General features: G+C 71.8%; 19 protein-coding genes. 4 read left to right on the forward strand and 15 right to left on the reverse strand.

Features of this window, described 5'->3' with window-relative positions; all coding sequences use genetic code 11:
- Positions 1–46: 46 nt before the first annotated feature.
- Genes MOJ79_RS06005 through MOJ79_RS06025 form a run of 5 tightly spaced genes read right to left on the reverse strand, consistent with a single transcriptional unit; the run spans position 47 to position 5,141 of the window.
- Positions 47–1,489, reverse strand: a complete 1,443-nt coding sequence (locus tag MOJ79_RS06005) for an AMP-binding protein (RefSeq protein WP_241923314.1) — start codon at positions 1,487–1,489, stop codon at positions 47–49.
- A complete protein-coding gene (locus MOJ79_RS06010; RefSeq protein WP_241923315.1) occupies positions 1,486–2,769 on the reverse strand; it encodes an acyl-CoA dehydrogenase family protein in 1,284 nt (427 codons plus the stop codon). The genes MOJ79_RS06005 and MOJ79_RS06010 overlap by 4 nt, the downstream gene beginning before the upstream one ends.
- Before the next feature lie 16 nt (positions 2,770–2,785).
- Positions 2,786–3,616, reverse strand: coding sequence for an alpha/beta fold hydrolase (locus tag MOJ79_RS06015; protein WP_336606313.1), 831 nt, complete (start codon positions 3,614–3,616; stop codon positions 2,786–2,788).
- Positions 3,613–4,662: a peptidase M29 gene (locus MOJ79_RS06020; protein WP_241923316.1), complete on the reverse strand. Its 1,050-nt coding sequence runs from the start codon at positions 4,660–4,662 to the stop codon at positions 3,613–3,615. The genes MOJ79_RS06015 and MOJ79_RS06020 overlap by 4 nt, the downstream gene beginning before the upstream one ends.
- Entirely contained in the window at positions 4,659–5,141 is a 483-nt protein-coding gene (locus MOJ79_RS06025; protein ID WP_210760646.1) for a flavin reductase family protein, read from the reverse strand. The genes MOJ79_RS06020 and MOJ79_RS06025 overlap by 4 nt, the downstream gene beginning before the upstream one ends.
- Before the next feature lie 101 nt (positions 5,142–5,242).
- Here MOJ79_RS06025 and MOJ79_RS06030 point away from each other — a divergent pair, with 101 nt between their 5' ends.
- The gene (locus MOJ79_RS06030; protein ID WP_241923317.1) at positions 5,243–5,686 is read left to right on the forward strand and encodes a MarR family winged helix-turn-helix transcriptional regulator; all 444 of its coding nucleotides are present in this window, start codon (positions 5,243–5,245) and stop codon (positions 5,684–5,686) included.
- A gap of 18 nt (positions 5,687–5,704) precedes the next feature.
- Here MOJ79_RS06030 and MOJ79_RS06035 read toward each other — a convergent pair whose 3' ends face one another.
- Genes MOJ79_RS06035 through MOJ79_RS06065 form a run of 7 tightly spaced genes read right to left on the reverse strand, consistent with a single transcriptional unit; the run spans position 5,705 to position 12,384 of the window.
- Positions 5,705–6,166, reverse strand: coding sequence for a molybdenum cofactor biosynthesis protein MoaE (locus MOJ79_RS06035; RefSeq protein WP_241923318.1), 462 nt, complete (start codon positions 6,164–6,166; stop codon positions 5,705–5,707).
- Between the two features lie 15 nt (positions 6,167–6,181).
- Positions 6,182–6,433 carry a molybdopterin converting factor subunit 1 gene (gene moaD, locus MOJ79_RS06040; protein ID WP_241923319.1) on the reverse strand — a complete coding sequence of 84 codons (252 nt, stop codon included), beginning with the start codon at positions 6,431–6,433 and terminating at the stop codon, positions 6,182–6,184.
- Positions 6,430–7,686, reverse strand: a complete 1,257-nt coding sequence (locus MOJ79_RS06045; RefSeq protein WP_241923320.1) for a molybdopterin molybdotransferase MoeA — start codon at positions 7,684–7,686, stop codon at positions 6,430–6,432. Before MOJ79_RS06045 ends, moaD begins: the two co-directional genes overlap by 4 nt.
- A 4-nt stretch (positions 7,687–7,690) precedes the next feature.
- Entirely contained in the window at positions 7,691–8,233 is a 543-nt protein-coding gene (gene mobB, locus MOJ79_RS06050) for a molybdopterin-guanine dinucleotide biosynthesis protein B (RefSeq protein ID WP_241923321.1), read from the reverse strand.
- A 13-nt stretch (positions 8,234–8,246) separates the two neighbouring features.
- Positions 8,247–9,734, reverse strand: coding sequence for a threonine synthase (locus MOJ79_RS06055; RefSeq protein ID WP_241923322.1), 1,488 nt, complete (start codon positions 9,732–9,734; stop codon positions 8,247–8,249).
- Positions 9,731–11,110: a homoserine dehydrogenase gene (locus tag MOJ79_RS06060; RefSeq protein ID WP_241923323.1), complete on the reverse strand. Its 1,380-nt coding sequence runs from the start codon at positions 11,108–11,110 to the stop codon at positions 9,731–9,733. Before MOJ79_RS06060 ends, MOJ79_RS06055 begins: the two co-directional genes overlap by 4 nt.
- Before the next feature lie 8 nt (positions 11,111–11,118).
- Positions 11,119–12,384 (reverse strand): pyridoxal phosphate-dependent aminotransferase, encoded by a 1,266-nt coding sequence (locus MOJ79_RS06065; RefSeq protein ID WP_259374346.1) that lies wholly within the window; start codon positions 12,382–12,384, stop codon positions 11,119–11,121.
- A 22-nt stretch (positions 12,385–12,406) separates the two neighbouring features.
- Here MOJ79_RS06065 and MOJ79_RS06070 point away from each other — a divergent pair, with 22 nt between their 5' ends.
- From MOJ79_RS06070 to MOJ79_RS06080, 3 genes are all read left to right on the forward strand, one after another.
- The gene (locus MOJ79_RS06070; RefSeq protein ID WP_241923325.1) at positions 12,407–12,787 is read left to right on the forward strand and encodes an Mth938-like domain-containing protein; all 381 of its coding nucleotides are present in this window, start codon (positions 12,407–12,409) and stop codon (positions 12,785–12,787) included.
- 137 nt (positions 12,788–12,924) lie between these two features.
- Complete coding sequence (locus tag MOJ79_RS06075; protein ID WP_119292016.1) at positions 12,925–13,401, forward strand: peroxiredoxin; 477 nt, start codon at positions 12,925–12,927, stop codon at positions 13,399–13,401.
- A gap of 185 nt (positions 13,402–13,586) precedes the next feature.
- Positions 13,587–15,227 (forward strand): PhoH family protein, encoded by a 1,641-nt coding sequence (locus tag MOJ79_RS06080; protein ID WP_241923326.1) that lies wholly within the window; start codon positions 13,587–13,589, stop codon positions 15,225–15,227.
- Between the two features lie 25 nt (positions 15,228–15,252).
- On the opposite strand, the gene MOJ79_RS06085 is transcribed toward MOJ79_RS06080, so the two are convergent.
- The 3 genes from MOJ79_RS06085 to MOJ79_RS06095 all read right to left on the reverse strand — a co-directional run bounded on the left by MOJ79_RS06085 (position 15,253) and on the right by MOJ79_RS06095 (position 18,172).
- Positions 15,253–16,404, reverse strand: coding sequence for a hypothetical protein (locus tag MOJ79_RS06085; protein WP_241923327.1), 1,152 nt, complete (start codon positions 16,402–16,404; stop codon positions 15,253–15,255).
- The gene (locus MOJ79_RS19085; RefSeq protein ID WP_241923328.1) at positions 16,404–17,615 is read right to left on the reverse strand and encodes a glycosyltransferase; all 1,212 of its coding nucleotides are present in this window, start codon (positions 17,613–17,615) and stop codon (positions 16,404–16,406) included. Before MOJ79_RS19085 ends, MOJ79_RS06085 begins: the two co-directional genes overlap by 1 nt.
- A 74-nt stretch (positions 17,616–17,689) precedes the next feature.
- Entirely contained in the window at positions 17,690–18,172 is a 483-nt protein-coding gene (locus tag MOJ79_RS06095) for a hypothetical protein (RefSeq protein ID WP_241923329.1), read from the reverse strand.
- Positions 18,173–18,219: the final 47 nt, after the last annotated feature.

Genomic DNA, 18,219 nt, shown 5'->3' on the forward strand with positions numbered 1-18,219 from the left:
ACGGCCCGGAGTTTTCAACCCCGACGCCGGATCGTATTGACTTCGGTCAAGAACCGGCGAGCGAGCGCGCGAGCGCGGCCTTCTGCACCTTGCCGAGCGCCGTCTTCGGCAGCGTGTCGACGGCGACGATGCGCCGCGGGTGCTTGTAGCGCGCCAGCCGCGCGTCGAACAGCGCGCGCAGCGCGGCCTCGTCGACGCCACGGCCCGGGCGCGGTACGACGGCGAGCACCGGGACTTCCCCCCAGCGCGCGTCGGGCACGCCGACGACGGCGCATTCGGCAATGTCGGGGTGGTGCGCGAGCAGGTTCTCGATCTCGGCCGGGTAGACGTTCTCGCCGCCCGAGATGATCATGTCCTTGCTGCGGCCGACGACGGTGACGAAGCCTTGCGCGTCGGCGCGCGCGAGGTCGCCGCTGCGGAACCACCCGTCGGCGAAGCTCGCGGGGTGCTCGTCGCGGTGGTAGCCGCGCATCAGGTTCGGCGCGCGCACCCAGATCTCGCCGACCTCACCCGGCGCCACGTCGCGGCCGTCGGCGCCGACGAGGCGCATCTGCACGCCGCGCGCCGGCCGCCCGGCGCTGCCGACGTGCGCGAGCGCCTCGTGCGGGCGCAGCACGATCGACACCGGCCCCGTCTCGGTGCTGCCCCACACCTGGCACACCGGCACGTCGCGCGCGTGGAAGGCCTCGATCAGCGGCACCGGCACGACCTGCGAGCCGCTGTTGACGAACGCGAGGCTGCCGAGGTCCGTCGTCGGCCACGCCGGGTGCTCGAGCAGCGCGCGCATCACGGCCGGCACGAGCAGGCTCGTCGTCGGCCGCTCGTGCGCGACGGCCACGAGCCACGCGCCGGGGTCGAAGCGCTCGTGCAGCACGACACAGCCGCCGGCGGCGAGCACCGGCAGGGTCTGGATGCACAGGCCGCCGACGTGGAACAGCGGCAGCACGGCCAGTGCGCGCGTGCACGCGTCGAAGCCCTGCGCGTCGATCGCGGCGTCGATGTTGGCGGCCATGCCTGCGGCGGTGTGGATCGCGCCCTTCGGCCGCCCCGTCGTGCCCGACGTGTAGACGAGCATCAGGTCGCCCGGCTGGTGCCCCGGCGCACGCGGCTGCGGCAGCGCCGCGAGCGCGCGCACCGCGCGGCCCAGGTCCTCGAGCGCCGCATCGACGTGCAGCTGCTGCAGGCCGGCGTGCTCGACGATCGCGGCCAGTTCGGCCGGCGCGAGGCGCCAGTTCAGCGGCACGAAGCGCGCGCCGATCGCCTCGCACGCGAACAGCGCGGCGAGCATTGCCGCACTGTTCAGCCCGAGCCAGCCGAGCGAGGCACCGGCACCCAGCCCCTGCGCGCGCAGCGCGTCGGCGGCGGCGGCCACCTCACGCGCGAGGTCGGCGTAGGTCCAGGTGCGCGGGCCGCACACCAGCGCCGGTGCATCGCCGCGGCGCGCGGCCTGCGCGCCGACGCGCGCCCACGGCCCGTCAGCGACGGTCACGCTTCGATCGCCTCGTCGCGCTCGCCGGCCTCGTAGAGGCACTCGCGCCCGAGCCGGTCGATGCACAGCTCGGCCGTCCACGGCAGCATCAGCGAGCCGCAGCGGCTGTCGCGGTACAGGCGCTCGAGCGGCAGCGACTTGAGCATGCTCTGCCCGCCGCAGGTGCGGATCGCCAGCCGGCAGATGTCGTTGGCGTTCTCCATGATCGTGTAGTGCGCCGCGAGCAGCCGCATGCGCGTGTCCTTGTCGGGGTCGACGCGCGCGTCGCGCGCGTTCTGCAGGAACAGGGCCCGCGTCTGCTCGAGCTTGATGCGCATCTCGGCGACCGCGACCTGCTTGGTCGGGTACATGCGCCGCTTGACCGGCGGCATGCCCGGCACCTCGCCGCGCAGGTACTGCACCGTGAAGTCGTAGGCCGCCTGCGCGATGCCCATGTAGGTCGGCGACAGCGTCGCGAACATGTGCGGGAAGCGCGCCGCGGCCTGCGCGTACAGGCCCTCGGGCATCAGCCGCGCCTCGTCGGGCACGAACACGTCCTTGAACGTCAGCGTGCGGCTGACGGTACCGCGCATGCCCAGCGGATCCCACTCGCCCGAGACCGTGACGCCGGGCGCGTCGGCCGGCACCGCGAGGTACATCGAGTCCTTCAGCGTCGCACCGGGCCGGTCGAGGGTGCACAGCACGCCGTAGTAGTCGGCCGCGCCCGACAGCGACGCGAAGATCTTGCGGCCATTGACGACGTAGCCGCCGTCGACCTTGGCCGCCAGCGTGCCCCACGGCGCCTTGCCGGCCGCCGCCGCGCCGCCTTCGGAGAACGGCTGCGCGTAGATCTTGCCGCCCTGCACGATGCGCGCGTAGTGGATCGCGCGGATGCGCTCGTGGTCGGCGCGCTGCTCGGGCGTCATGTCGAGCGCGTCGGCGATGAAGCCGCTCCACATGCACGAGCACACGTGCATGTTGTACGACAGCGCCGTCGAGCCGCACCAGCGCCCGATCTCGGCGGCGACCATCACGTAGGTCGTGAAGTCGGCGCCTTCACCGCCGTGCGCCTTCGGCACGCAGATCGCGAGCAGCCCGGCGTCGGCCAGGTCGCGGAAGTTCTCGATCGGGAAGCTCGCCTCGCGGTCGTGGCGCGCGGCGCGCGGCGCGAACTTCTCGCGCCCGAGGCGCGACGCGCGCTCGATCAGCTCGCGCTGCTGCGCGGTGAGCTTGCTCGCGTCGCCGGCGATGTGCGACGGCACGTAGCGCGAGACGGCGGGTTCGGAGAGCACGGCAGCCATCGTCAGGGTCCTTCGGTCAGGGGTGCACCGCCGCCACCGGCACGTGGCGGCGCAGGAAGTCGAGCAGCGCGGCGTGGAACGGCGCCGGCGCCTCCATGTTCGCGAGGTGGCCGACGCCCGGCAGGCAGCGGTACTCGGCACCGGGAATCGCCTGCGCCATGCGCTGCATCACCGCGGGCGACGCGTTGCGGTCGCACTCGCCGGCCAGGCACAGCGTCGGCACCGCGATGCGCGGCAGGTCGGCGCGGCGGTCGAAGCCGACGATCGCGTGCAGCGCGGCGCGGTAGGTGGCTTCGGGCACGCGCGCCATCACGGCGGCGCAGCGCGCGATGCGCTGCGGGTCGGCGTCGGGCGCGGCCATGCCGCGCGCCAGGCCGGGCGCGAGCGCGGCCATGCCCTGCCCGGCGTCGAGCGGCGCGAGCCGCTCGGCGAGGAAGCGCCGCTGCCAGTCGCCGTCGGGTTTGCCGAACGCGGGCGACGTGCCGCTGAGCACAAGCGCGTGCACGAGGCCGGGGCGCGTCGCGAGCACTTCCTGCGCGACCATGCCCCCCATGCTGTGGCCCACCAGCACCGTGCGCGTGGCGCCGACCGACTCGACGAGCGCGACGACGGCCTCGGCGAGTGCGGCCATCGTGTACGGGGTGACCGTCGGCGAGTCGCCGTAGCCCGGCAAATCGGGCGCGACCGCGAGGTAGCCGGCGTCGGCGAGCACGCCCCCGGTGCCGCCGGTGGCGTCGCTCCACGCGTCGCGCCCGCCGCCCACGCCGTGCAGCATCACGACGGCGGTGTCGCCCGCGCCCCAGCGCCAGTGCGCCAGCGGCGCCGCGGTGACGAGCGCAGGCGTCACACCAGCCTCCCGGCGTCGACGACGACCTCGCCGTCGAGCGCGACGGTGCAGCCGCGCAGCGGCAAGTCGAAGTGGCCGAGCGTGTGGCGGCCGGCGACCTCGTTGGCGCCGGTCGAGTACAGGAAGTTGCCGCCGAACGCGCGCAGCTCGGTGCCGTTGAAGTCGGCCTTGTCGTAGAACAGCATCGCGTCCCAGCGTGCGCGGCGGTTCAGCCCCCAGCCGACGTGGCTGACCGCGTAGGCGCCGCGGTGGCCCTCGTGCTCGGCCCACGCGGCGTAGTGGCCGCGCATCATCTGCGCGTCGGGCGAGTCGCCGACGACGTCGACGACGTGGTCGTCGTCGATCACGAGGCGCACCGGATCGGCGAGGTAGCGCTTGAACGTCAGGTTGACGTCGCCGCGGTCGAGCACCAGCGTGCCGCGCACGCGCCCCGCGGCCGGGAACGCCAGCACCAGCCCGCCGGGCCAGTGGCCGAGCGTGCCCGGTTTGCTCGTGAAGCCCCACACGCCGCCGACGCGTGCGCCTTCGAGCCCGATCTCGAGCTCGGTGCCGGCGGCCGAGGTCACCGTCATGCGCCGGGCGCTCTTCAGGCGGCGCATCGCGTCGCGCACCGGCGCGTCGTCGCCGGGCTGCGGCAGGCAGCGCTCGAGGATCTCGGGGTGCTCGTGGCTAACGTAGAGCACGCGCGCACCGCCGGCGAGGATCGCCGGCAGCTCGGGCGCATGCATCAGGCCCTCGACGGTGCAGTCGGCGACGAAGCTGCACCTGGCCAGCGCGGCGACCACCGCGTCGATGCCGCCGATCGCGTCCGACGCGCCGGTCGAGCGCACCGGCACCGGCGTCGTCACCGGCCGCTGCGGCAGCACGACGTGGAACACGCGCGCGCCCAGCCGCGCGAGGCCGAGTTCGGCGAGCTGCACGAGGTCGCGCCGGCTCGCCGACTCCGACAGCACGGCGCACACGTCGCCGCGCTGCACCGCGCACAGCCCGAAGACGTGTGCGAAGCCGTCGATCCAGCGGGGCTCGAGACGCAGATCGGCAGTCACAGGATCTCTCCCAGCAGGTGGTAGCGCCCGCCGTGGAACACCAGCGGCGGCAGCGCCGCGTCGGCCAGGCGCAGCACGCGGCCGATGAACAGCACGTGGTCACCGGCGTCCTGGTGCGCCTCGCGCGCGCACTCGAACACCGCAGCGGCGCCGACGAGCAGCGGCGCGCCGCCAGCGCCGTCGTGCCAGACGCCGTCGGCGAACTTGTCGGCCGCAGGGCTCGCGAATCGGCGCGACAGCTCGATCTGGTCCTCGGCGAGCACGTTGACCGCGAAGTGGCCTGCGCCGGTGAACGCGGCCAGGCTCGGGCTCGCGCGGCGCAGCGACCACAGCACCAGCGGCGGCTCGAGCGACAGCGCGTTGAACGAGTTGCACGTCAGCCCCACCGCGCTGCCCGCGGCGTCGCGGCAGGTGACGATCGTCACGCCGGTGGCGAAGCGGCCGAGCGCGACGCGCAGCTCGCTCTTGCCCGGCGGCATGGCCACGGGAGGGATCGGGGAGCTGGTCGGCGCGGCCATCGTGCGGCTAATATATGAAAATTCATTGATCTCGCGCAAGTGCCGCCAACCCGCACGCCGCGATGCGACCGTTCCTCGACGACCACCTCGTGTACCTGCTCGCGCGCGCCAGCCACGCGCTGTGGCGCGGCTTCGAGCCGCGCGTGCGCGACGCGGGGCTGAGCTCGCTCGAGTGGCGCGTGATGGCGGTGCTCGCCGACCGCGAGCCGCTGCCGGTGGGTACGCTCGCGCGCGAGGTGCTGGCCAAGCAGCCGACGCTGACCAAGGCGCTCGACCGCATGGCGCAGCAGGGCTGGATCGAGCGGCGCACCGACCCCGACGACGCGCGCCGCGCCCGCGTGGCGCTGACGCGCGCCGGGCGCGAGCGCGTGGCGCCGCTGCTGGCCGCCGCCGCGGCGCACGAGGCGCGCCAGCTCGCCGGCGTGCCGGCGGCCGAACGCAAGCGGCTGCAGCGGCAGCTGCGTGCGATCATCGACCGCTTCGACGCCGACGAACCGCCGTCGTGAGCGCGGCTCGCGCCGCGCTCACGCGTTCTTCGCCGCGATGCCCCAGCGCGCGAGCGCCGCGTCGTCGGCGATGCGCGCGTCGACCCAGCGCGCGCCGTCGGGCGTGTGCTCCTTCTTCCAGAACGGCGCCTGCGTCTTCAGGTAGTCCATCAGGAACTCGCAGGCCTGGAACGCCTGGCCGCGGTGCGCCGACGTGACGGCCACGAGCACGATCTGGTCGGTCGGCGCGAGCGGCCCGACGCGGTGCACGACGCGCGCGGCGCGGATGTCGAAGCGGCGCATCGCCTCGTCGATCATCGCCTCGATCGCCTTCTCCGTCATGCCCGGGTAGTGCTCGAGCTCCATGCGGCTGACGCCCGCGCCGTCGTTGCGGTCGCGCACGGTGCCGACGAACACCGCGACCGCGCCGACGCCGGCGTCGTGCGCGCGCAGCGCGGCGACTTCGGCCGAGAGGTCGAAGTCCTCGGTCTGGATCGACACGCGCGCCGCCACCGCTCAGCCCCCGGTCACCGGCGGGAAGAACGCGACTTCGGCGCCGTCGTCGAGCGCGGCGGCTTCGTCGACCATTGCGTGGTTCAGCGCACAGCGCACCGCGCGCGTGCGCGCGAGTGCCTCGGCGTGGCGGCCACCGCGCGCGATCAGCGCATCGCGCAGCGTGCCGACAGTGGCCGGCGCGGCCAGTTCGACCGCCTCGGCGGGGCCGAGTGCCTCGCGCAGCGAAGCGAAGTAACGCACGGTGAGCTTCATCCGGCGATCAGCGTCGACAACGGCAGGTAGCGTACCCGATCGCCGGCGCGGATCGCCTGCCCCGGCGGGTTGTCCACGAGGCCGTCGGCCCACACGACCGAGGTCAGCACGCCCGAGCTCTGGTTCGCAAACAGCTCGAGCGCGCCGTCGGCGCCGACGCGCACGCGCAGGAACTCGCGCCGCTTGTCGGGCTTCGGCCAGTCGAAGCCGGCCGTCAGCGGCAGTGCGCGCGGCAGCGCCGCTTCGGCGCCCTGCAGCACGTTCAGCACCGCGCGCACCGCGAGCACGAACGTGACGAAGCTCGACACCGGGTTGCCCGGCAGGCCGACGAACAGCGCCTCGCCCGCCCCGGCCGGACGGCGGACCGCGCCGAAGGCGAGCGGCTTGCCCGGCTTGATCGCGACTTGCCACAGCTCGACCCGCCCTTCGGCGTTCAGCGCCGGGCGGATGTGGTCTTCCTCGCCGACCGAGACGCCACCCGAGGTCAGGATCAGGTCGTGGCCGGCGGCGGCCTCGCGCAGCGCGGCGCGCGTCGCGTCGAGCCGGTCGGGCACGATGCCGAGGTCGGTCACGTCGCAGCCCGCGGCCTGCAGCAGGCCGCGCAGCGTGAAGCGGTTGCTGTTGTAGATCGCGCCGGGCGGCAGGTCTTGCGGCGCCACCGCGCCGGGCATGATCAGCTCGTCGCCGGTGGAAAACAGCGCCACGCGCGGCCGGCGCACGACGGTGAGCGTCGCCGCACCGACCGTGGCCGCGAGCCCGAGCGCCTGCGGCGTCAGGCGCGTGCCGGCGGCGAGCACGGTGCGCCCTGCCTGCACGTCCTCGCCGCGGCGGCGGATCCACTGTCCGGGCTTGGGCGCCTCGCGCACGCGGATGCCACCGTCGACGACGTCGACGAGTTCCTGCATCACGACGGCGTCGGCGCCCGGCGGAATCTGCGCGCCGGTGAAGATGCGCGCTGCGGTGCCCGGCTCGAGCGGCTGGCCGACGTGGCCGGCGGCGATGCGCTGCGCGACCGGCAGCACCGCGTCGGCCGACGGCGCGTCGCCCGCGCGCAGCGCATAGCCGTCCATCGACGTGTTGTCGGCCGGCGGCACGTCGATCGCCGAGACGACGTCGGCGGCGAGCACACGCCCGAGGGCGTCGAAGGTCGAGACGGTCTCGGTCTCGGCGATGCGCACGGCAGCGGCGCCGGCGGCCAGGCGCGCGAGCGCCTCGTCGAGGCTGAGCAGCGGGGGGCGGGCAGTGTCGGCCATGGCGTCAGGCGAAGCGGGATCGGTCGTGGTCGAGACGGTCGCCGGCGGCGTGCAAGACGGCGACGAGCGCCGCCGCGTCGCCCAGCGGCACGACGGGACGCAGCGTCGGTACCGGCAGCGCGTCGGGACGGTCGGTCGCGATGGCGACGACGAACGGGTCGTCCGGGTAGATCGGCGCGTCGCCGCGCCGCGCCGCGACCTCGGCGCGCCAGACCTCGACCTTCGGGATGCCGGCGTGCTTGAAGCCCTCGACGAGCACCCAGTCGACCTCGGTCAGCTCGGCGAGCAGGTCGTGCACGGGCAGTGCGAGCTCGGTGCCGTACTCGCGCAGCAGCGCCATGCGCCGCGGCGACGCGACGAGCACCTCGAACGCGCCGGCCTCGCGGAAGCGGTGGCTGTCCTTGCCCGGCCGGTCGAGGTCGAAGCCGACGTGCGCGTGCTTGACCACCGACACGCGCTGGCCGCCGCGCTTCAGCTCGGCGACGACGCCCTCGATCAGCGTCGTCTTGCCGACGCTGGACGGACCGCAAAAGCCCACCACCTTCATGCGGCGACCGGCCTCACGCGCAGTGCGTCTCGATGTAGCGCTTGACCGCGTCGACCTGCGCCGGCAGCACCGTGAAGCGCTTGGGCCGCGCCTCGATGCCCTCGAAGCCGGGCGGCCGCTCGGGCTCGCGGCCGAGCGCCTCGCGGATCGTCGCCGCGAACTTGGCCGGCAGCGCCGTCTCGAGCACGACCATCGGCACGCCGGGGTCGAGGTGCTCGCGCGCGACCTTCAGGCCGTCGGCGGTGTGCGTGTCGATCATCACGCCATGGCGCTGCCAGGTGTCGCGGATCGTCGCGAGCCGGTCGGCGTGCGTGCTGCGGCCCGAGACGAAGCCGAACGCCGGCACGCGCGCGAACTCGCCGGGCGCGAGCGTGAAGCCGCCGCGCTGGGGCACCTGCACGCCGAACAGTTCGGCGGTGCGCGCCGCATCGCGGCCGAGCAGGTCGAAAACGAAGCGCTCGAAGTTGCTCGCCTTGCTGATGTCCATCGACGGGCTCGAGGTCTCGAACGTCTCGGCGCTCGCGCGCACCCGGTACGTGCCGGTGCGGAAGAACTCGTCGAGCACGTCGTTCTCGTTCGTCGCGCACACGAGGCGGTGGATCGGCAGCCCCATCATGCGCGCGACGTGGCCGGCGCAGATGTTGCCGAAGTTGCCCGACGGCACCGCGAAGCTGACGCGCGGCAAGTCGTTGGCCGCCGCCGTCGGGCCGCCCCAAGGCGGCGCGGCCCCCTCGGGGGGTACCGAGGCGAAGCCGAGGTCGGGGGCCCGTGACGTCGCCTGGAAGTAGCCGGCGAAGTAGTAGACGACCTGCGCGAGCAGCCGCGCCCAGTTGATCGAGTTGACGGTGCCGATCGACCAGCGGCGCTTGAACTCGAGGTCGCTGCTGACGGCCTTGACGATGTCCTGGCAGTCGTCGAACACGCCCTCGATCGCGAGGTTGTGGATGTTCGGGTCCTGCAGGCTGAACATCTGCGCCTGCTGGAACGGGCTCATGCGCCCGTGCGGGCTGAGCATGAACACGCGGATGCCCTTCTTGCCGCGCATCGCGTACTCGGCGGCGCTGCCGGTGTCGCCCGACGTCGCGCCGAGGATGTTGAGCTGCTGGCCGCGGCGCGCGAGCTCGTACTCGAAGAGGTTCCCGAGCAGCTGCATCGCCATGTCCTTGAACGCCAGCGTCGGGCCGTTGGACAGCGCCTCCAGATACAGCCCGTCGCCCAGCGGCTTCAGCGGCACGATCGCGTCGGTGCCGAACACCTCGCGCGTGTAGGTCTTGCGTACGAGTGCGCGCAAGTCGTCGGGCGGGATGTCGTCGACGTACAGCGACAGCACCTCGTAAGCCAGCTCGGCGTACGGCAGGCCACGCCAGCGCGCCAGCGTCGCAGCGTCGACGCGCGGATAGTGCGCCGGCAGGTACAGGCCGCCGTCGGGCGCCAGGCCCTCGAGCAGGATGTCGCAGAAGCCGCGCGGCGTCGTGTCGCCGCGGGTGCTCAAGTACTTCACGCCAGCTCTTCCTTGCGCAGGCTGACGATCGGCGCCAGCACGGTCGGCAGCGCCTGCATCTGCGCGATCGCGCGGCGCATCTGGCCTTCGACGGTGTCGTGCGTCAGGATGATGACGTCGGTCTTGCTCCCGCCTTCGGCCCCGACGTCCTGGCTCGGCCGCTGCAGCAGCGCGTCGATCGAGATCACGTGCTCGGCGAGGATGCCGGTGATCTTGGCCAGCACGCCGGCCTGGTCGGCCACCTGCAGCCGCAGGTAGAACGAGGTCACGACGTCGTCGATCGGCAGGATCGGCGTGTCGGCCAGCGACTCGGGCTGGAACGCCAGATGTGGCACACGGTGGTCGGGGTCGGCGGTGTGCAGCCGCGTGACGTCGACGAGGTCGGCGATCACGGCCGACGCGGTCGGCTCGCTGCCCGCGCCCTTGCCGTAGTACAGCGTCGTACCCACCGCGTCGCCCTGTACGACGACGGCGTTCATCGCGCCCTCGACGTTGGCGATCAGCCGCCGCGCCGGCACCAGCGTCGGGTGCACGCGCAGCTCGATGCCGTTGTCGCGGCGCTTGGTGATGCCCAGCAGCTTGATGCGGTAGCCCAGCTGCTCGGCGTAGCGGATGTCGGCGGCCTGCAGCTTCGTGATGCCCTCGACGTGTGCCTTGTCGAACTGCACCGGAATGCCGAACGCGATCGCACTCATGATCGTCGCCTTGTGCGCGGCGTCGATGCCCTCGATGTCGAACGTCGGGTCGGCCTCGGCGTAGCCGAGCCGCTGCGCCTCCTTCAGCACGACGTCGAAGTCGAGCCCCTTGTCGCGCATCTCGCTGAGGATGAAGTTCGTCGTGCCGTTGATGATGCCGGCGATCCACTCGATGCGGTTGGCCGTCAGCCCCTCGCGCAGCGCCTTGATGATCGGGATGCCGCCGGCCACCGCGGCCTCGAACGCGACCATCACGCCCTTGTCGCGCGCGGCGGCGAAGATCTCGTTGCCGTGCACCGCGAGCAGCGCCTTGTTGGCGGTGACGACGTGCTTGCCGGCGGCGATCGCTTCGAGCACCAGCGTGCGCGCGATGCCGTAGCCGCCGATCAGCTCGACGACGATGTCGATGTCGGGGTTCGCGATGACCTTGCGCGCGTCGCCGACGACGTGCGCGCGCTCGCCGACGATGGCTTCGGCGCGCGCGGTGTCGAGGTCGGCGACCATCGCGATCTCGATGCCGCGCCCGGCGCGGCGGCGGATCTCGGCCTGGTTGCGCACGAGCACGTTGAACGTGCCGCTGCCGACGGTGCCGATGCCGAGCAGGCCGACTTGGATGGGTTTGGCGTCGGCGTCGCGTCGATCGGCGGCGGGGCTGGTGGCCGCTGGGGGGCGGAGGGTCATGGGCAGACTCAGGCCGTGTGGCGCTTGCGGTAGTGGTCGAGGAAGCGGGCGATGCGTCCGATGGCCTCGGCCAGGTCGTCGGAGTTGGGCAGGAACACGAGGCGGAAGTGGTCGGGCTGGGGCCAGTTGAAGCCGGTGCCCTGCACGATCAGCACCTTCTCGTCGGCGAGCAGGTCGTAGGCGAACTGCTGGTCGTCGGTGATCGGGTAGATCTTGGGATCCAGGCGCGGGAACATGTACAGCGCCGCCTTCGGCTTGACGACGCTGACGCCCGGGATCTGGCCGAGCAGCTCGCACGCGAGGTCGCGCTGGCGCGTGAGCCGGCCGCCCGGTGCGACGAGGTCCTTGATGCTCTGGTAGCCGCCGAGCGCGGTCTGGATCGCGAGCTGGCCCGGCGTGTTCGCGCACAGCCGCATCGACGCGAGCATGTTCAGGCCCTCGATGTAGTCCTTCGCATCGCGCTTGTCGCCGCTGACGACCATCCAGCCCGCGCGGTAGCCGCAGCTGCGGTAGTTCTTGCTCAGGCCGTTAAACGTCACGAACAGCACGTCGTCGGCGAGCGACGCGATGCTCGTGTGCGTGTTGCCGTCGTACAGCGTCTTGTCGTAGATCTCGTCGGCGAACACGATCAGCTCGTGCTGGCGCGCGATCTCGACGATCTCCTTCAGCAGCTCGGGTGGGTACAGCGCGCCGGTGGGGTTGTTCGGGTTGATGACGACGATGCCGCGCGTGTTCGGCGTGATCTTGCGCCGGATGTCGTCGAGGTCGGGCAGCCAGCCGGCGCCCTCGTCGCACAGGTAGTGCACGGGACGCCCGCCCGACAGCGACACCGCCGCGGTCCACAGCGGGTAGTCGGGCGCCGGCACGAGGATCTCGTCACCGTTGTCGAGCAGCGCGTTGAGCGCCATCACGATCAGCTCCGACGCGCCGTTGCCGAGGTAGACGTCGTCGACGGTGACGCCGTGGATGCCCTTTTCCTGCGTGTAGTGCACGACCGCCTTGCGCGGCGCGAACAGCCCCTTGCTGTCGGTGTAGCCCGCGGCGCTCGGCAGGTTGCGGATCATGTCCTGCACGATCTCGTCGGGCGGGTCGAAGCCGAACACGGCGAGGTTGCCGATGTTGAGCTTGATGATCTTGTGCCCCTCTTCCTCCATCTGCCGCGCCTTGTCGAGCACGGGTCCGCGGATGTCGTAGCAGACGTCGGCCAGCTTGCTGGACTTGGCGATCGGTTTCACGGAAAGGGGCTCCGGTCGGGTGCGGGCACGCCGCGGCATGGCAGACCTAGAATTATCCCGTATGAAGTTCCAGCCCGACCGGCTCGACGGCGTCAACGTCATTTCGCGCCACGACGCCGGGCGGGTGTGGGTCAACGCCACCGAGTGGCGTTCGAGCGTGCTGGTGCCTTGGCGCGGTGACGCCATCGCCTGGCCGGTGCAGCGACTGGCCGACCTGACCGCCGCGCATTTCGAGCAGCTGATTGCGCTGCAGCCCGAGGTCGTCATCTTCGGCTCGGGAACGCGCCTGCGCTTCGTCGCGCCCGCACTGCAGCGCGCGTTGATCGAGCGGCGCATCGGCGTCGAGACGATGGACACCGGCGCCGCCTGCCGCACCTACAACGTGCTGGCCAGCGAGGGGCGCATGGTCGCGGCGGCGCTGCTGATCGAACCCGCCGGCTGAGCGCCGTGCCGTGCCGTGCCGCAGGGGCTGCGGCCGGGGCGCGAAGGGCCAGCCCCTATAATTTGCGATCGTGTTCGCGGTTGCGCCTGCCGCGTGCACTGCTCAGCGCCCGCCACGAAGCCGAGACCCGCCCGCCCATGACGCCCGCCCTGAACAAGCCCCTCCCCGAATTCGAAGCGTCCGCCACCGGCGGCGTCAAGTTCTCGCCACAGGCGTTCGCGGGCAAGGCCATCGTGCTGTACTTCTACCCGAAGGACAACACACCCGGCTGCACGACGGAGGCGATGCAGTTCCGCGACCGTCACAAGGAGTTCGTGAAGGCCGGCGCGGTCGTGTTCGGCGTCTCGCGCGACAACATGGCCTCGCACGAGCGCTTCAAGGCCAACCTCGAGCTGCCGTTCGAGCTGATCGCCGACACCGAAGAGAAGCTGTGCCACATGTTCGGCGTCGTCAAGAACAAGATCATGTACGGCAAGAAGGTCAAGGGCATCGAGCGCAGCACCTTCCTGATCGGCCCCGACGGCGTGCTGCGTGCCGAGTGGCGCGGCATCAAGGTCGCCGGCCACGTCGACGAAGTGCTCAAGGCCGTCAAGAGCCTGAAGCAGCCGGCCTGACGGCGCACGCGCTGGCCATGACGACGGGCCCTGCGGGGCCCCTTCGCGTTGGTGCGGGCCGTGCTGCACGCCCGCAGGCGGTGTGCATAATGGCTGCGTGAGTCGCGAATTTGCGCGCCGTCCGCCGAAGCCGCCCAGCCGACTGGGCGGCTTTTTCGTTTTCTGCACCGAGTCGACGCCCCTCCATGCCTCTGCCGAAGCCACCCGCCCGCAAAGCCGCCCTGCTCTCGCCCGCTGACTTCGAATCCCAGGCCGCGCCGAAGACGGCCAAGCGCACCCTCGGTGGCACGCCGCGCACCGACGCCGACACCACGGTGCTCGACCTGCTCGACGCCGCCGCCACGGCCCCCGCGGCCCGCCCCGAGGCGGCCCGCCCCGCCCCCGCCACGCAGCCGCCGACGCGGCCGGCAGCGCGTGCACGCAAGCCGCGCACCGAAGGGCCGCCGAAGCTGTTCGTCCTCGACACCAACGTGCTGATGCACGACCCGATGAGCCTGTTCCGCTTCGAGGAACACGACATCTACCTGCCGCTGATCACGCTCGAGGAACTCGACGGCCACAAGAAGGGCATGAGCGAGGTCGCGCGCAACGTGCGCCAGGTCAGCCGCGAGCTCGACGCGCTCGCCGCCGACGGCGCGCTGGCGCCGGCCGATGGCATCCCGCTGGCCAAGACGGGGCACCGCGAGGCCGGCGGCCGGCTGTTCTTCCAGACCACGCTGCTCGACAGCAAGCTGCCCGCGGCACTGCCGCAGGGCAAGGCTGACAACCAGATCCTGGCCGTCGTCGCGGCGCTGCGCGAGGCGCACCCGGGCCGCGACGTCGTGCTGGTGTCGAAGGACATCAACATGCGCGTCAAGGCGCGCGCGCTCGGCCTGGCCGCCGAGGACTACTTCAACGACAAGACGCTCGAAGACGGCGACCTGCTCTACACCGGCGTGCTGCCGCTGCCCTCCGACTTCTGGGAACGCCACGGCAAGACGATGGAGAGCTGGCAGCAGGGCGGCCACACCTTCTACCGCATCGCCGGGCCGCTGGTGCCCGCGCTGCTCGTCAACCAGTTCGTCTACCTCGAGACGCCCGGCGCGGCGCCGCTGTACGCGCGCGTGACCGAGATCACCGGCAAGACCGCGGTGCTCAAGACGCTGAAGGACTACACGCACCAGAAGAACGCCGTGTGGGGCATCACGGCGCGCAACCGCGAGCAGAACTTCGCGCTGAACCTGCTGATGGACCCCGAGGTCGACTTCATCACGCTGACCGGCACGGCGGGCACCGGCAAGACGCTGATGACGCTGGCCGCGGGGCTGAGCCAGGTGCTCGACGAGCGGCGCTACAGCGAGATCATCGTCACGCGCGTGACGGTGCCGCTCGGCGAGGACATCGGTTTCCTGCCCGGCACCGAGGAAGAGAAGATGGGCCCGTGGATGGGCGCGCTCGACGACAACCTCGAGGTGCTCGCGCGCAGCGACAGCGGCGCCGGCGAGTGGGGCCGCGCCGCGACCAACGACCTGGTGCGCGCGAAGATCAAGATCAAGAGCCTGAACTTCATGCGCGGGCGCACGTTCCTGAGCAAGTTTGTCATCATCGACGAGGCGCAGAACCTGACGCCCAAGCAGATGAAGACGCTCGTCACGCGCGCCGGCCCGGGCACGAAGATCGTCTGCCTGGGCAACCTGGCGCAGATCGACACGCCGTACCTGACCGAAGGCAGCTCGGGCCTGACCTACGTCGTCGACCGCTTCAAGGGCTGGCCGCACAGCGGCCACCTGATGCTCGCGCGCGGCGAGCGCTCGCGGCTGGCGGACTACGCGAGCGATGTGCTGTAGCGCGCGCCGAGGCCGGGTCGGCGTGTCACTTCGCGTCGATGCCGTAATGCCGGGCCAGCCAGGTCAATGCGTCGTCGTCGGCGGTGAGTTCTCCGGCTTTCTGCAGCGCGAGCAGCACCTCGATCAGCGGCCTGCGTGCGGCGACATCCAGACCGTGCTCATACAGATCGTCGAGGCCGAACGGCACGCCGGGATTCGCGAGCAACCAGCGCAGCGGCGACTCGAGCGTGGCCGGCAGCCGCCACCCGCGGCCGCCTGGACCGCGCAGAGCGAGGTCGTGCCCGGGTCGATCCAGACGCCACGCTGCCGCGCTTGCCCAGCGCAGGGGTTGCCAGCGACGCACCGGCACGCCCTCGACGACGGTGTACCGGTCTTCGGGCACTTCGAGCGCCACCTCGGGGCGATCCGGGCTCCAGTACCCGCGCACCGGACGCGGGTAGACCACCTGCGCCTCGGTCGCCAGGTAGGCCCCCCACCAGCTGAACGTGCTGTTGGCCAGCACGATGCGGCGCGCGTGCGCCAGCACTGCGAGCGTACCGACGGCATCGAGATCCAGGCGCCGTGGGCGCCACGGCGCCAGTGCGGCTGTCAAGGCAGGATCGTCGAGGCCCAGGCCACAGACGTGAACGGTGCGAGGCGCCGGCGTCATCGACTCCAGAGCGCGCACATAGAAGGACGGCTCGAGCGCCCGCCCGAGCAGCTTCATGTCCAGCGACTGCCGCACGTGGATCACGACGTCTTGGGGCCCCGCGGCGAATGCAGGCGCGGGTGGCGGCAGTCGGTACCAGCGTCGCACCCGGTCGCGCCATGGATGGACATACTCGGTGCGCTGAAAGTAGCCGCGCAGCACGATGCGCCGCTCGCGCCCCGAGCGCAACAGGAACGGCAGGTCGACGCCATGGCCATGCCAGCCATCTTGTTCGCCCATGACCTGGCGCCACTGCGGGTGGTCGATCTCACGCCCCGGTCGCTGCAGCGGCACATCGGCGAAGCGGTGATGCCACTGGTCGAGCCGATCGACGATGCCCGATGCGCGTTCTACCGCGTCGAATCCCGGCCGCTCGCGCGCTGGCCGACACTGCAGCGCGAGGCCGAGTTCCTCGGCCAACACGCGCGCCAGCGCGTACTGGAACAGGTTGTTCCCGAGATGGCCGACGAAGTGCAGCTCGACCGCCATCAGGCCGCGAGCAGGCGCTCGATCGCGTCGACGGCACGTGCCACTGAACCCGCCGCCGGCAGCGCGCCGACCGATGCTGCGAATGCGCGTGCCGACGAGCGCGCCGCCTCGCCGCAGAGCGTCTCGAGGGCGGCGACCACGGTCGCCGCGTCGGCGTTCGGCTCGACCGCAATGGCGGCACCTTGAGCGGCCAAGCGCCGCGCGGTGGCACGCTGCTCCCCCTGGGTCGGACACAGCAGGAGCGGGCGGCCGGCCTGCAGCGCCGACGATGTCAGTCCCATCCCGCCATGGCCGACGACGACGTCGCAGGTGTCCAGCATCGGCCCGGTGGCCAGCGGCACCGTGCGCACCGCGACGTGGCGGGCCGTGGTGACCGGCTGTGCATCAGGAGACCCACCGCTCAGCACGACGACGGCGCGACAACGCAGACCCGCCAGCGCGTGCAGCACCGTCGTTGCGGTCGGATGGTCCGTGCGCAGATAGGCAAACACCCGCGGGCCGTCGCCCGGTGGCCACGCCACGACCTCGCCCCCTTCCTCCTCGACGATCGGGCCCACGTACACCGGCGCAGGTCGTCCGGCGTACGCGGGTCGCTCGGGGTAATGGTCCAGCGATGGCCAGCAGGCAAGCCAGCACGCGTCGGTGGCGTAGAGCTCGTGCATCTGAGCCATCGCCGGCTGGCCGACGGCCTGCAGCACGCGATTGGCCGTCGCCAGCACCTGGGCTTCACGAGCGGCTGCCGCCTGCCGGTCCGACGCGGACACTTCCTCGAACCACGGCATTGGTGACATCGCAGGCGGATGCGCGTGACCGGTGCCCAGCGTGGCCACCCGCAGGTCACCGCCACGACAGGCCAGCAAGCTCACGGGGGCGTGATCGGCAACCAGCAGGTCGGGCTGTGTCGCCGCGAAAATAGAACGCCAGCCGCCGACCAGCCCGATCAGCCCTGCGGCGTCCAGAAAGCCGTGGTGCGCCAGCAGGTCGCAGTGGCCGCGCGGGACGAAGCGCTCGCGCAGCGGCGCGAGCCAGATCGGCGCCTGAATCCAGAGGAATCGATCACCACGCCGACTGACACGAGAGACTGCGGACAGGTCACGCGCCGCGATGCTCACGGGGTGGCCGCGCTCCTGCAGCGCCCGTGCGACGGCGGTGATACGCTGCAGGTGACCCAACCCGCTGCCGAGTTCCCAGGCGAAGAGCACCCGTGCCACGGAAGCGCCAGCCGCGGGAAACGGTCAGGACGGTCGGCTCGGATCGCCCAAGACGACCTCCATCCTTCCCCCTGTCAAAACTCGCCGTATCCGTCCGGCGGTGCGACCGGCTTGTCGCTGTCGTAGCAGCCAATCGTGTCGAGTCCCACGTAGGGACTCAGGGCGCGGTCGTTGAGCGTGAAGTCCACGCCGGCGAACCAGTGGTTGCCGTGCACACCGCCGGTCAGCAGCGGCGTGGTCTTCTTGAAGTTGTAGCCGACGCCCAACTGCCCCTGCAGGCAGCGGTCTCCCCTGAAGCCCTGCAGCCGCGTCGCGTGCAGGCCGTCGGTCCAGAACTGGACACCGATGTCGACCCCGCTCGGCTTGCCGTCGCTGTCGACATTGGCCTTGCGCCAGCCGATCACGGCGGCCGGCTTGATGACGGTGTCGAACTGCAGCAGGACGCCGGCATACCACTGGCTGTCGTCCTTGGCGGCAACAGGCCCTGCGCTGCCCAAAGCCGTGGCGACGGCGATGGCCAACAGGTGGGGACGTGGCAGACGTTTCGTGTTGTGCATTGGCACCTCCTCCTTGTCGATGGCGGCGGCAGGCTAGCCACGCCTCG

The sequence above is a fragment of the Calidifontimicrobium sp. SYSU G02091 genome (genome assembly GCF_022631395.1).
Lineage (GTDB): Bacteria > Pseudomonadota > Gammaproteobacteria > Burkholderiales > Burkholderiaceae_C > Calidifontimicrobium > Calidifontimicrobium sediminis.